Origin of the sequence: Pseudomonas sp. G2-4 (assembly GCF_030064125.1) — a bacterium.
Lineage (GTDB): Bacteria > Pseudomonadota > Gammaproteobacteria > Pseudomonadales > Pseudomonadaceae > Aquipseudomonas.
The window spans coordinates 5,094,819-5,108,775 of record NZ_CP125957.1 but is presented as its reverse complement, the minus strand read 5'-3'; the positions used below and the strand labels follow the sequence as shown (position 1 = coordinate 5,108,775).

12 protein-coding genes are annotated in these 13,957 nt (G+C 60.0%); 5 read left to right on the top strand and 7 right to left on the bottom strand.

All coding sequences use genetic code 11. The features are described 5' to 3' along the window. Positions 1–9 precede the first annotated feature (9 nt). The 5 genes from QNH97_RS22355 to QNH97_RS22335 all read right to left on the bottom strand — a co-directional run bounded on the left by QNH97_RS22355 (position 10) and on the right by QNH97_RS22335 (position 6,519). Complete coding sequence (locus QNH97_RS22355; protein ID WP_283553947.1) at positions 10–924, bottom strand: glutamate/aspartate ABC transporter substrate-binding protein; 915 nt, start codon at positions 922–924, stop codon at positions 10–12. Between the two features lie 447 nt (positions 925–1,371). After that, positions 1,372–2,910, bottom strand: coding sequence for a glycerol-3-phosphate dehydrogenase (glpD, locus tag QNH97_RS22350; RefSeq protein WP_283553946.1), 1,539 nt, complete (start codon positions 2,908–2,910; stop codon positions 1,372–1,374). Between the two features lie 318 nt (positions 2,911–3,228). Further along, a complete protein-coding gene (locus QNH97_RS22345) occupies positions 3,229–3,984 on the bottom strand; it encodes a DeoR/GlpR family transcriptional regulator (RefSeq protein WP_003204973.1) in 756 nt (251 codons plus the stop codon). Positions 3,985–4,069: 85 nt separating this feature from the next. Further along, complete coding sequence (gene glpK / locus QNH97_RS22340; RefSeq protein WP_283553945.1) at positions 4,070–5,575, bottom strand: glycerol kinase GlpK; 1,506 nt, start codon at positions 5,573–5,575, stop codon at positions 4,070–4,072. Positions 5,576–5,667: 92 nt separating this feature from the next. After that, positions 5,668–6,519, bottom strand: coding sequence for an MIP/aquaporin family protein (locus tag QNH97_RS22335; protein WP_283553944.1), 852 nt, complete (start codon positions 6,517–6,519; stop codon positions 5,668–5,670). Between the two features lie 322 nt (positions 6,520–6,841). Between QNH97_RS22335 and ybaK the strand changes: the two genes are divergently transcribed. Both ybaK and QNH97_RS22325 read left to right on the top strand, forming a co-directional pair. Continuing rightward, a complete protein-coding gene (gene ybaK / locus QNH97_RS22330) occupies positions 6,842–7,312 on the top strand; it encodes a Cys-tRNA(Pro) deacylase (RefSeq protein ID WP_283553943.1) in 471 nt (156 codons plus the stop codon). A gap of 188 nt (positions 7,313–7,500) precedes the next feature. Further along, positions 7,501–8,283, top strand: a complete 783-nt coding sequence (locus tag QNH97_RS22325; protein ID WP_283553942.1) for a PhzF family phenazine biosynthesis protein — start codon at positions 7,501–7,503, stop codon at positions 8,281–8,283. Between the two features lie 188 nt (positions 8,284–8,471). Here QNH97_RS22325 and QNH97_RS22320 read toward each other — a convergent pair whose 3' ends face one another. Beyond that, a complete protein-coding gene (locus tag QNH97_RS22320) occupies positions 8,472–9,581 on the bottom strand; it encodes an ABC transporter ATP-binding protein (RefSeq protein ID WP_283553941.1) in 1,110 nt (369 codons plus the stop codon). Next, positions 9,578–10,498, bottom strand: a complete 921-nt coding sequence (argF, locus tag QNH97_RS22315; RefSeq protein ID WP_283553940.1) for an ornithine carbamoyltransferase — start codon at positions 10,496–10,498, stop codon at positions 9,578–9,580. Before argF ends, QNH97_RS22320 begins: the two co-directional genes overlap by 4 nt. Positions 10,499–10,900: 402 nt before the next feature. Between argF and plzR the strand changes: the two genes are divergently transcribed. The 3 genes from plzR to grxD all read left to right on the top strand — a co-directional run bounded on the left by plzR (position 10,901) and on the right by grxD (position 13,870). Continuing rightward, positions 10,901–11,188 (top strand): PlzR type 4 pili assembly inhibitor, encoded by a 288-nt coding sequence (plzR, locus tag QNH97_RS22310; protein ID WP_283553939.1) that lies wholly within the window; start codon positions 10,901–10,903, stop codon positions 11,186–11,188. Between the two features lie 131 nt (positions 11,189–11,319). Continuing rightward, positions 11,320–13,428, top strand: a complete 2,109-nt coding sequence (locus tag QNH97_RS22305; protein ID WP_283553938.1) for a molybdopterin oxidoreductase family protein — start codon at positions 11,320–11,322, stop codon at positions 13,426–13,428. Positions 13,429–13,528: 100 nt separating this feature from the next. Next, complete coding sequence (gene grxD, locus QNH97_RS22300) at positions 13,529–13,870, top strand: Grx4 family monothiol glutaredoxin (protein ID WP_283553937.1); 342 nt, start codon at positions 13,529–13,531, stop codon at positions 13,868–13,870. Positions 13,871–13,957 lie beyond the last annotated feature (87 nt).

Sequence of the window (13,957 nt, the reverse complement as noted above, 5' to 3'; positions counted from 1 at the left end):
AGTCAGAAATCAGGATTTCTTGTCGTCAGCCGCTTTATCGGTCGGCTTGGTGATCAGTGCCTTGAGTTCTTCGCTCATCGGGAAGTTCAGGTTCAGGCCTTTTGGCGGGATTGGCTGCATGAACCATTTTTCGTAGATCTTGTTGATCTCGCCCGAAGCGTAGGTGGCCTTGATGGCGTCATCCACGGCCTTTTTGAACGGCTCGTCGCCCTTGCGCATCATGCAGCCGTAGATTTCGTAGGACTGTGGCGTACCGGTCACGGCCCAATCATCGGCTTTCTTGGCCTTGGCGGCTTCGCCGGCCAGCAGGGCGTCGTCCATCATGAAGGCAACGGCACGACCGCCTTCGAGCATCTGGAAGGATTCGCCGTGGTCTTTGGCGGAGATGACGTTCATGCCCATTTGCTTGTCGGCGTTCATGGACTTGAGGAGGCGTTCGGACGTGGTGCCGGCGGTGGTCACGACGTTCTTGCCCTTGAGGTCGTCGAAGTCCTTGTACTTGGAGTCTTTCTTGGTCAGCAGCCGGGTACCGATCTCGAAGATGCCAACGGAGAAGTCAACTTGCTGCTGACGCTCGACGTTGTTGGTGGTGGACCCGCATTCCAGGTCCACGGTGCCGTTCTGCACCAGCGGGATACGGGTTTGCGAGGTGACCAGGTTGTACTTGACCTGCAGGTTCGGCAGGTCCAGGTCTTTTTTGATCGCTTCGACGACTTTCAGCTGGATGTCGTGGGAGTAGCCAACTGGTTTGCCGGAAGCGTCTGCAATATAGGAAAACGGAATGGAAGCGTCGCGATGCCCAAGCGTGATAACGCCGGACTCTTTGATCTTTTTCAGCGTGCCGGTCAGTTCGGCTGCGAAAACCGGAGTGCTGATCAGAGCGGCAGCAATGGCTGCGCCCAGGAGATGGGGAACGATGCGCATCGATATTTCCTCGACATTGTTTTTCTTATTTAGCCGGTTCGTCGGCCCTTGAGTGCTTCAAATGCCTGGCAGCTCCTGTGTGTTGGCGTCCAGGCATTCGTCTCCAGGAGTGTAGAGCATGACTCGTGCCAGGCCAGGGCTATCTGGTTAACTGATTGTTTTTAAAGATAATTAATGTTTTTATCCGAGTTCTTGGTGATCTGATTATCCGGTTAGCCGAATTGACTGGCGGGTCGTGTTCGGAAAACCGAATGGCTTGAACCTGCCCCGAGCCATTGTGGGAGCGAGCTTGCTCGCGATAGCGGTGTGTCAGTCCCCACAGAGGGTGAATGTGCTGGCCTCATCGCGAGCAAGCTCGCTCCCACAGGGGGGCATCGGTGGACGCCAGATAGCAAAAAGCCCCTGAATCGCTGGATTCAGGGGCTTTGGGGTTTTGTGGGATATCTGTCAGGCCGCTTCGATCTTGCGACGATTGTGCTCGACCTTGTTCAGGTACTGCTGCAACTTTTCCTGTTCAGCCGGGGTGGTGAACAGGCCCAGCTTGCTGCGGCGCCACAGGACGTCCTGGGCGTCGATGGCCCATTCGTCGCTGCACAGGTAGTCGACTTCCCGGGTGTACAGGCCTGCACCGATGTGTTCGCCCAGGTCGCCGAGGTTGTGCACGCCTTCAAGCATGCGCCAGGTGCGGCTGCCGTAGGTGGTGGCCCAGCGGCGGGCGATGTCGGTTGGCAACCAGTCGAACTTGTCGCGGATCGCCGAGCAGAGTGCCTGCGGGGTGGTCATGTTCTCTCCGCCGGGGAGCGTGGCGACGGCGGTCCAGCTCGGCTGCATCTGAGTGAAATAGGGGGCCAATTGCGCCATCGCCGATTCGGCCAATTTGCGATAAGTGGTCAGCTTGCCGCCGAACACCGATAGCAAAGGGGCTTCTTCGCCGCCGCCCGACAGCGCCAGGGTGTAGTCCCGGGTGACGGCCGACGGGTTGTCGGATTCGTCGTTGCACAGCGGACGCACACCGGAATAGCTGTGCAGGATGTCGTCACGGCTGATCTGCTTCTTGAAGTGCTCGTTGACCACCTTCAGCAGATAATCGGTTTCACTTTCGGTAATCGCCACCTTGGCCGGGTCACCGGTGTATTCCCGATCGGTTGTGCCGATCAGGGTGAACTGGTTCAGGTAGGGAATGGTGAACACAATGCGCTGGTCTTCATTCTGAAGAATGTGCGCGTGCTCGCCTTCGTAGAGTTTGGGCACGATCAGGTGGCTGCCCTGGATCAGGCGGATGCCGTAAGGCGACTCCATCTTAAGGTCATCGCGAATGAACTTGGCGACCCACGGGCCGGCGGCGTTCACCAGCGCTTTGGCGCGGATCGAAAACAGGCTGCCGTCGGCGCGTTCCAGGTGCAAATGCCACAAGCCTTTGCTGCGGCGGGCGTTCACGCAGCGCGTACGGGTGTGGACGTGAGCGCCTTTTTCCCGGGCAGCCATGGCGTTGAGCACCACCAGCCGCGCGTCATCGACCCAGCAGTCGGAGTATTCGAAGCCCTTGGTGATCTCGCTTTTCAGCGCGCTGTCGGCGCCGAACTTCAAACTTTTGGAGCCGGCGAGCTGCTCGCGTTTGCCCAAGTGATCGTAGAGGAACAGACCGGCGCGAATCATCCAGGCCGGACGCAGGTGCGGGCGGTGGGGCAGCACGAAGCGCATTTGCTTGACGATGTGCGGGGCCTTGGTCAGCAGCACTTCACGCTCGGCCAGCGCTTCGCGCACCAGGCGGAATTCGTAATGTTCGAGGTAACGCAAGCCACCGTGGATCAGTTTGCTGCTGGCCGACGATGTGTGGCTGGCCAGGTCGTCCTTTTCGCAAAGGAACACCGAAAGACCGCGACCGGCAGCGTCCGCGGCAATCCCCACGCCGTTGATCCCGCCACCGATGACGGCGATGTCGTAAATCTCGGCGAGAGGGGGCGTAGGCAAGGTAGAAGTGGGCATCGGCTGGCCTCGGGCTCTTTTCGTAATATTTGAATTCGAACATTAATGTTCATTTGCGAAAATACTAGCCCATAAACACGGCAACAGCCAGCTGACTTCGATTGAAAATACTGATCAAAGGAAGCTGAAAGGAAAATTTTCGAACAAAAAGGAGTTGGGCGAAGTGCTTTTGTGGCGAGGGAGCTTGCTCCCGCTCGGCTGCGAAGCAGTCGTAAAACCGGCTGGCGCGGTGTGCCTGAAAGATCGCGCCAGCTCATTTGGGGCGGCTTCGCCACCCAGCGGGAGCAAGCTCCCTCACCACAGGGTGCCGGGATGCCGTCAGACCACTTCCAGCCGAATCTTGTGCTGGCTCAGCAGTTGCGCCAGGGCCGGCACTGGTTGCTGGTCGGTCACCAGGCAATCGATCAGGCTGATCGGCCCCAGGCGAACCATGGCATTGCGCCCGAATTTGCTGGAGTCCGCCGCCAGCAGCACTTGCCGGGCGTTGGCGATGATCGCCTGGGAGACGCGTACTTCCTGGTAATCGAAGTCCAGCAGGCTGCCGTCTTCATCGATACCGCTGATGCCCACCAGGGCGAAGTCGACCTTGAACTGGTTGATGAAATCGACGCTGGCCTGGCCCACCACGCCGCCGTCACGGCGTACGTTGCCGCCAGCGATCAGGACTTCGAAGTCGTCCTTGGCGCTGAGGATCGAAGCCACGTGCAGGTTATTGGTGATGACCTTGAGATGGTTGTGATTGAGCAGCGCCCGGGCGATGGATTCGGTGGTGGTGCCGATGTTGATGAACAGCGAGGCGTGATCGGGGATCTGGGCGGCGATGGCTTCGGCGATGCGTTGCTTCTCGTCGCGCATCTGATCGGCGCGCATGGCGTAGGCGGTGTTTTCCACGCTTGAATCATAGGCGGCGCCGCCATGGTAGCGGCGCAGCAGGTTCACTTCTGCCAACTGATTGATGTCACGGCGAATGGTCTGCGGGGTAACGACGAACAACTGCGCCATCTCCTCGATGCTGACATAGCCGCGTTCGCGGACCAGCTCGAGGATTTGCTGCTGACGGGGAGGCAGATTCATGGGGCTTCCTTTGGGCTGCCATACAAAATTTGCCCATGATGCCGCAGGAATCCGCTCCCGACCAGTTCAAGACCCTTGTAGCGTCTTATTCAGCGTCTTCGTGGGGCTCCCAGTCACGGGTGCGGCTGACGGCTTTTTTCCAGCCAGCGTAGAGTTTTTCCTTCGCCTGCTCGTCCAGTTGCGGTTCGAATTCGCGCTCGATCACTGCTTTGCCGCGCAGTTCTTCCAGGCTGCCCCAGAAACCGCACGCCAGGCCGGCGAGGTATGCGGCACCCAAGGCCGTGGTTTCACGCATTTTCGGGCGTTCGACCTGGGTGCCCAGGATGTCGGCCTGGAACTGCATCAGGAAATTGTTCGCCACCGCGCCGCCGTCGACGCGCAGAGATTTGAGGCGTTCGCCCGAATCCTGCTGCATGGCGTCGAGTACGTCGCGGGTCTGGTAGGCAATCGACTCCAGCGCTGCACGAATGATGTGATCGACCCGTACGCCGCGGGTCAGGCCAAACAGTGCGCCACGGGCGTAGGGGTCCCAGTACGGGGCACCCAGGCCGGTGAAGGCGGGCACCAGGTAGACGCCGTTGCTGTCCTTGACCTTGTTGGCGAAGTATTCGGTATCCAAAGCGTCGTTGATGATTTTCAGTTCATCGCGCAGCCACTGGACGGTGGAACCGCCATTGAACACCGCGCCTTCCAGGGCATAGGCCACTTCGCCACGCGGGCCGCAGGCGATGGTGGTGAGCATGCCGTGGTTGGATTTGACGGCCTTGTCGCCGGTGTTCATCAACAGGAAGCAGCCGGTGCCGTAGGTGTTCTTCGCCTGGCCCGGCTCCACGCACATCTGGCCGAAAAGGGCGGCTTGTTGGTCGCCGGCGATGCCGCCGATGGCAATACCGCTTTTGGTCCGGCCATAGATTTCCGAAGACGACTTCACTTCCGGCAACATTTCCCGGGGGATATCGAGGATGTCGAGCATTTTTGCGTCCCACTCCAGCGAGTGGATGTTGAAGAGCATGGTGCGCGAGGCGTTGGTGTAGTCGGTGACATGGACCTTGCCGCCGGTAAATTTCCAGATCAGCCAGCTGTCGACGGTGCCGAACAGCAGTTCGCCGTTGCGCGCACGTTCACGGCTGCCTTCGACGTTGTCCAGGATCCACTTGAGCTTGGTGCCGGAGAAGTACGGGTCGGTGACCAGGCCGGTGGTTTCGCTGATGTATTGTTCGTGGCCGTCGCGCTTGAGCTGCTGGCAGATCTCAGTGCTGCGGCGGCATTGCCAGACGATGGCGTTGTAGATTGGCCGGCCCGTGGTCTTGTCCCAGACCACGGTGGTTTCACGCTGGTTGGTGATGCCGATCGCGGCGACCTGATCATGGTGCAGGCCCGCCTGGGCCAGGGCTTCGACCATGACCGCGCTTTGGGTGGCGAAGATTTCCATCGGGTCGTGTTCGACCCAGCCAGCCTGTGGGTAATGTTGGGCGAATTCGCGCTGGGCCGTGCAGACCACGTTGGCGTCACGGTCGAAGATGATCGCCCGCGAGCTGGTCGTACCCTGGTCGAGGGCAATGATGTAGTTCTTGTTCTGGATGTCGGTCATGTCGATTGCCTCGGGTCTTTCATAAAGGGAGACGTAACTAAGGGAAGAAGCCACGACGCAGGCTCTAATGGCAGAAGCCTGCGCCGACTGTTTCAGGACGTTCTGGGCTTGCCGTCAATGGAAGGTGTTGCGTCCTTTGTAGTCGTTATGGTGCTGGGTAGATGACGGGCAATCAGCCCGCGATAGGCGGCAGCACCGAGGCAGGCACCCACGATAGGGGCAAAAATCGGAACCAGGAAGTACGGAATGTCGCGTCCACCCGTGAGGGAAATTTCACCCCAGCCGGCGAAGAAAGTCATCAGTTTAGGTCCGAAGTCCCGTGCCGGGTTCATCGCGAAGCCGGTCAGTGGACCCATGGAGCTGCCGATCACTGCAATCAGCAAGCCGATCAGCAGCGGCGCCAGTGGGCCGCGAGGCAGGCCATTGTTGTCATCGGTCAGGGACATGATCACCCCCATCAGAATGGCGGTGATGATCACCTCCACGAGGAACGCCTGTCCGGTGGACAGAGCGGCGTGGGGGTAGGTGGAGAACACCGACGCCAGTTCGAGGCTGGCTTCAGTGCCACGAATCATGTGGCGGGATTGTTCGAAATCGAAGAATAGGTTGCTATACAGCGTGTAGACCAGCAGCGCGCCGCAGAAAGCGCCGGCCACCTGGGAAACCATATAGAAAGGCAGTTTGCGTTTTTCGAAGTCGGTGAACATGCACAGGGCGATGCTGACGGCGGGGTTCAGATGGGCGCCGGAAATGCCTGCGCTCAGATAAATTGCCATGCTGACGCCGATGCCCCAGATGATGCTGATTTCCCACAAGCCGAAACTCGCACCCGCGACCTTGAGCGCTGCAACGCAACCAGTACCGAAAAAAATCAACAGGGCAGTGCCCAGGAATTCGGCCAGGCATTGGCTGGAAAGGGAGGGCTGTTGTAAAGCAGTTGTCATTCAAACCTCGGTTTTTTGTTGTTTTGCGGCGCATTCGAAAAAGCTCGATGGCGCTATTTCCACCGAGACAGGATCCCCCTCCTGGTCTCGGGTTGCTGTTTGAGACATGCGTTATGGCTTTCAGTTTCGAAAAAATATAGACAAGAAACGCTGGTGTCAAAGGTCGAAAGTGAACCGCTGGTCACATTTCAACTATTCGTGCTGTGAATGACCCTTTCATCGGCAGCGCTTCACCGATACTGGCCACCGCGTCCGAAGCCTTTTATCTGGCGATGACTTAGAATTCCAGCCACTCTTTTTGATTTCCTTGTCAGGAGCGGTCATGACCCCCGCGTTGGATCTGCTTAAGAAAGTGCGCGCCGAACATCGCATTCACAGTTACGAACACGACCCCAAGGCCGCGTCCTACGGGCTGGAAGCGGCAGAAAAGCTTGGGCTGGATCCGTCGCAGGTATTCAAGACGTTGCTGGCGGCCAGCGAAAAAGGTGAGTTGTTGGTGGCGGTGGTGCCGGTGGCCGGAAGCCTGGACTTGAAAGGCCTGGCCCATGCGGCTGGCGTGAAGAAGGTCGAAATGGCCGATCCGGCCGCGGCGCAGCGCTCGACCGGCTATCTGCTCGGCGGTATCAGTCCGCTGGGGCAGAAGAAGCGACTGCGCACTTTTATAGACAACTCCGCACAGCCGCTTGCCAGCATGTTTGTCAGTGCTGGGCGCCGTGGGTTGGAGGTCGAGCTGGCGCCTTCGGTTCTGGCGGAACATACCGGGGCGATGTTTGCTGATATCGGGCGTGCTTGAAAGAGGAGGTGGCTGCTTCGCAGCCAAGCGGGAGCAAGCTCCCTCGCCACAATGGCGCAGGGCCTGAGCTTTAGTGAGTATCCGGTTTTTCACCCTTGGGCTGTCGGGTGAAAATTCGGTGGATCTGTCACTGGAAAATCAGTGTCCTGGTGCCGCATGCTCGCACATCGATAAAAAGGAGAAGTGCCATGCAACTCGCGTTTCATCAGGTCGATGCGTTCAGTGACCGTCCGTTCGGCGGAAACCCCGCGATGGTCTATCGGCTCGACGCCTGGCTTGCCGATGACTTGATGCAAAAGATCGCTGCCGAGCACAACCTGGCTGAAACCGCCTTTCTGGTGCGCGAAGGCCCGTATTGGCATATCCGCTGGTTCACTCCCACCACTGAAGTCCCGTTATGTGGGCATGCCACGTTGGCCAGCGCCTATGTGCTGTTCGAGGTCTACCACGAGACCGCCGAGCGCCTGGATTTCACTTGCCGGTCCGGTTCTTTGAGCGTCAGTCGCGAAGGCGATCGGTTGTGGCTGGATTTCCCCGCCCTGGTGCCTAGCGAGCTGGGGGCGTCCCTGGCCGTGCAGAGTGCCTTGGGGGTCGAGGCGGTGGACGTACTGAGTTCAAACGTACTGTTCGTGGTGCTGGAGTCGGAGCAGGCGGTGCTCGATTGCAAACCCGACATGACGGCCCTGGCGAAACTGCCGTGGCAGGGCGCTATCGTGACCGCGCCGGGGAGCAAGCATGATTTTGTCTCGCGCTATTTTGCCCCGGCGATTGGCATCAACGAAGACCCGGTGACCGGCTCGACCCATTGCAGCCTGATTCCGTACTGGTCCAAGCGCTTGGGTAAACACGGGCTGACGGCTTATCAGTGCTCGGCCAGGGGCGGGGCGCTGTTCTGTCGGTTGGAAGGTGAGCGGGTGAAAATCGGCGGGGATGCGACGTTGGTGGCCAGTGGGACGTTGATGCTGGGCTGACATGACACCACTCCCTATGCACTGTATGTACCCTGTGGCGAGGGAGCTTGCTCCCGCTGGGCTGCGCAGCAGCCCTAAACCCTGACAACTCGGTGGATCAGGTGGTTAGACTGAGGTGACTGTTTTGAGGGCTGCTTCGCAGCCCAGCGGGAGCAAGCTCCCTCGCCACAAAAGCGGGTGTCCAAGCGCTAGCTGGCGGTGCTATGGCGCCGCACGCCGCTCTCCACAGGCGGTAGATGCGCTGCCGTGCTGCCCGAGGCCTGGAACAGCACCAGGTGTTCGGCCGCTACCCGGATGCCGACCTGAGCCCCGACCTGATGGTCGGCATGGCTTGGGAAGATCGATTCCAGTTGCGCGCCCGTCGGCAGTTGCAGGCGATACAAGGTTGAAGCACCCAGGAACGTCTTGCCGACGATATGAGCTGTGAGCGGGCTGTCCGGCGCATAGACAATATCGTCCGGCCGCAGCAGCACGTCCACTGCGCCGCCGATTGGCCAGGTGTATGCCCGGTTGCCCCGTAGGATGCCCAGCTCGGTCTGCACCGATTCCGGGCTGTCCAGCTGGCCGCGAATGAAGTAACCCTGGCCTATGAAACTGGCGACGAAGGGCGTCAGCGGTTCGTGGTACAGGTTGTAGGGCGTGTCCCACTGTTCCAGCCGACCTTCCTTGAACACACCGACGTGGTCACTCACGGCGAAGGCTTCTTCCTGATCGTGGGTGACCAGGATCGCACTGGTGCCGCGGACCTTGAGAATGTCCCGCACTTCATGGCTGAGCTTGCGTCGCAGCTCGCCGTCGAGGTTGGAGAACGGCTCGTCGAGCAGCAGCAACTGCGGCTCTGGCGCCAGTGCACGGGCCAGTGCCACGCGCTGTTGCTGGCCGCCGGACAGTTCATGGGGAAAGCGCTTGCCCAGGTTTTTCAGATTGACCAGATCCAGCAGTTCTTCGACGACGCGGTCCTTGTTCGGATGTTTGCGGATGCCGAAGGCGATGTTCTCGGCCACGCTCAGGTGGGGGAACAGCGCATAGTCCTGGAACACCATGCCGATGCGGCGTTTTTCCGGGGCGAGGGTGAAGCCTGGGCGGGAGATGGTTTCCCCGGCCAGTTGGATCTCACCCTCGTGCACCGGCTCGAAGCCGGCGATGGCGCGCAACGTCGTGGTCTTGCCGCACCCGGACGAACCGAGCAGGCAGCCGATATCGCCGGCATTGAGGTGCAGGTTGAGGTTCTGGACGACCCGCTGGTTTTGGTAACCGCAGGCCAGGTTGTGCAAGTTCAGTAGCAGCGGATGACTCATGCGTGGCGGTACGCCGGCTCGACCAGGAACTCGAGCAGGGCCTTTTGGGCATGCAGACGATTTTCTGCCTGGTCCCATGCCACCGAACGCGGGTCATCCAGCAAATCGAAGCTGATTTCCTCGCCACGGTGGGCCGGCAGGCAGTGCATGAACAGCACTTCGGCATCCGCCAGGTCGAGCAGGGCCCGATTGACCTGGAACGGCGCGAACAGCTTGAGGCGCTTGGCGGTTTCTTCTTCCTGGCCCATGGAGGTCCAGACGTCGGTGCTCACCAGGTGCGCGCCGGCCATGGCCTGTTTCGGGTCGCGCACGATGGTCACCCGATCCCCAGCCCTGGCGACCAATTCGGCGTTTGGGTCGTAACCTTCGGGGCAGGCGATGCGCAGGTGGAAGTCGAATTGCATCGAGGCTTCTATATAGCTATTGCACATGTTGTTGCCATCACCGATCCAGGTCACGGTCTTGCCCTGGATCGAGCCACGGTGTTCGAGGAAGGTCTGCATGTCGGCCAGCAGTTGGCACGGGTGCAGGTCATCGGACAGGCCGTTGATCACCGGCACGCGGGAATGGGCCGCGAACTCGGTCAGGGTGCTGTGGGCAAAGGTACGGATCATCACGGCGTCGAGCATGCTCGACGTGACGATGGCGCAGTCGCTGATGGGTTCGCCGCGGCCCAGTTGGGTGTCGCGCGGCGACAGGAAGATCGCCTGGCCGCCCAACTGGATCATGCCGGCTTCGAAAGAGATGCGGGTGCGGGTCGATGACTTCTCGAAAATCATCCCCAGCACACGGTTTTTCAAGGGCTCGTACAGTACGCCGCGGTTACGCAGGTCCTTGAGCTCCACGCCACGACGGATCACGGCGAGCAACTCATCGGGCGTGAAATCCATCAGGGAGAGAAAGTGCCTTGCGCTCATGATTGACTACCTTTTTGTAACTGACCGCAGATACTCAAAGCCTTGTTTATTCAAAAAACGGGCGAGACCTGCGGCAAAAGCCGCACGGGGCGACGAAATAGGGGAAGGCGCGATCTTATAAGGAAATGTCGCGTCTTACCAATAGGGCTACGGTTTTTGGGGATTTCAGCGAGGTCATCACAGGTCTGTGATGACGTTTATGAAGCCGGTTTCCTGACAGCAGCGTCCCATTTGTACACTGGCGTTGCTCAGGTTGGCAATCAAACAAGGCGGGCGCGGCGTGGTTGAAGGTCATTTGTGAGCTGATATTCCGGGCTTCGACTGTCTCTTGCCAGGTGTGAAACATTTCCTATTGCCAGGGCCTGGGTTATAAATGAGCCTCCAGACGCAGGAGCCCCCGAAATGGATTCGAAAGAGCAGCAATTGATGGAACTACTGGGGCTGACGGCACGTTCCCTGACTCATCTGACCGCATCGGTGACGTCCATGTCATTCGAGTTGTTGCGCAGCGACGACGAGGTGACCAAGGCCGCCGGCCGCCGGATGATCGATCGCATGGCCACGATCAGCAATGGGCTCGACGAGCATTGGCGGCTGATCGGTGAGCTGACGGGCGTGCCCATCGCCCAGGAACAGGTGGAAACCGTCGAAGAAATCCAGCTGTTGGCGCCGCCTTCCGAGGAGCCTTGACGCCACTTCATCGGCGGGCCTGATGCCCGGCAATTCACAGGACGAACGTCGCTGGCAAAGGGGCCGGTCACGCGCCATAGTTTTGTTCCCGCGGCCGAAAGCGCCCGCTACGAATAAAACAGAGACTGGCCATGACCAAGACTCTCCACCACCGTGCGTGCCATCTGTGTGAAGCCATCTGCGGCTTGACCCTCGAAACCACCGAAACCGACGGCCAAGGCCTGGCGATCACCTCAATCAAGGGCGATGCGCTGGACAGTTTCAGCCGGGGGCATATCTGCCCCAAAGCGGTGGCCCTGCAAGATATCCAGAACGATCCGGACCGCCTGCGCCAGCCCATGCAGCGGATTGGCAACGAGTGGCAGCCCATCGCTTGGAGCGATGCCTTTGCACTGGTGGCCGAGCGCCTGGCGGACATCCAGGCGCGTCACGGTCAGAACGCGGTGGCGGTCTACCAAGGCAACCCCAGCGTGCATAATTACGGGTTGATGACCCACAGCAACTATTTCCTGGGTCTGTTGAAAACCCGTAGCCGCTTCTCGGCAACCTCGGTGGATCAACTGCCCCATCACCTGACCAGCCACCTGATGTACGGCCACGGCCTGCTGCTGCCGATTCCGGACATCGACCACACCGACTTCATGCTAATCCTGGGCGGTAACCCGCTGGCGTCCAATGGCAGCATCATGACCGTGCCGGATGTGGAAAAACGCCTCAAGGCAATCCAGGCCCGTGGCGGCAAAGTGGTGGTGGTCGATCCGCGTCGCAGCGAAACGGCCGCCATTGCCGACCAACATGTCTTCGTGCGCCCCGGTGGCGATGCCGCGCTGCTGTTCGGCTTGCTCAATACGTTGTTCAGCGAAGGCCTGACCCGTGACAGTCACCTGCCGGTGGACGGTCTGGAGAAGGTGCGCGAGGCTGTCGCATCCTTCACGGCGGAAGCGATGAGCCCGCTCTGCGCGGTGCCGGCAGCGCAGATCCGTCAATTGGCCCGGGACTTCGCCGCTGCGCCATCAGCCGTTTGCTATGGACGCATGGGCGTCTCGACCCAGGCGTTTGGCACGCTGTGCCACTGGCTGATCCAAGTGATCAACCTGGTGACCGGCAATCTCGACCGGGTGGGCGGGGCGCTGTGCACCGAACCGGCGGTGGATCTGGTGGCCACCACCTCGGGCGGGCATTTCAACCGTTGGCAAAGCCGGGTGTCCGGGCGTCCCGAGTACGCCGGGGAGTTACCGGTGTCGGCCCTGGCCGAAGAAATGCTCACCGAAGGCGAGGGCCAGATTCGTGCGTTGGTCACCGTGGCGGGTAACCCGGCGCTGTCTACACCCAACGGCCGACAGCTGGAGCAGGCGCTGGACGGGCTGGAGTTCATGGTCAGCATCGATTTGTACATCAACGAAACCACGCGCTACGCCGACCTGATCCTGCCCTCGACCTCGGCGCTGGAAAACGACCACTACGACACCACGTTCAACCTGTTCGCGGTGCGCAACGTGACCCGTTTCAACCGGGCGATCCTGCCCAAGCCCGAAGGGGCGTTGCACGACTGGGAAATTTTTGTCGGTCTGGCCAAGGCCTTCGCGGCGCGAACCGGCAAAGAACTCAAGCCGACCATGCCGCCAGCGCAAATGATCGATTTTGGCCTGCGCAACGGGGCCTACGGCGATGCCTCGCCCCACAAACTGTCCCTGGCGACCTTGTTCGACCATCCCCACGGCATTGACCTGGGCGCCCTGAAGCCCAACCTGGCCCCGCGCTTGAAAACCGAAAACCAACGGGTACAGGCCGCGCCGGCCGTGATACTCGCCGACCTGGAGCGTTTTGCCGCGTTGCAGGCTCCAGCACCCGATGAGTTGCTGATGATTGGCCGGCGCCATGTGCGCAGCAATAATTCCTGGATGCACAACTTCCATCGGCTGGTGAAGGGCAAGCCGCGTCATCAGTTGCTGATGCACCCGGATGACCTCGCCAATCGCGGCCTTATCGACGGACAACGGGTGAAGGTCAGTTCGCGGGTTGGCATGATCGAAGTCGAGGTGCAGGGCAGTCTGGACATGATGAAAGGCGTGGTCAGCTTGCCCCACGGTTGGGGTCATGCCCGGCCAGGTGTGCAGATGAGCATTGCCAGTGGCCAGCCTGGCTCCAGCGCCAATGACCTGACCGATGATTGTCAGCTCGATGAGTTGTCCGGCAATGCGGCGCTTAACGGCGTACCGGTGAAGGTGGCGGCTGCGTGAATTTGTCTCTCGGCCAGACCGAGCAGCGTGCTTGGCTTTCCGTTACAATGCGCCACCGTGTCGACAAACTAAGTCGCGAAAGTTTAAGCCGAGGTGCTCCATGGATATCATCGAAACGATTAAAGACCAGATTGCCAGCAACACCATCCTGCTTTACATGAAAGGCTCGCCGAACGCGCCACAGTGCGGCTTCTCGGCCAAGGCTGCTCAGGCTGTGATGGCGTGTGGCGAGAAGTTTGCCTACGTGGACATCCTGCAGAACCCGGAAATCCGCGCCAACCTGCCCAAGTACGCCAACTGGCCGACTTTCCCGCAGCTGTGGGTGGCCGGTGAGCTGGTCGGCGGTAGCGACATCATGACCGAGATGTCTGCCGACGGTTCTTTGCAGGCGCTGATCAAGGATGCCGCCGAGAAAGCTGCGGCGAACAAGGCTGAAGCCTGATTCACCCCAAACCCATGTGGGAGCGAGCTTGCTCGCGATAGCGATGTGTCAGTCAGCATTTCTTTACCTGACCCACCGCTATCGCGA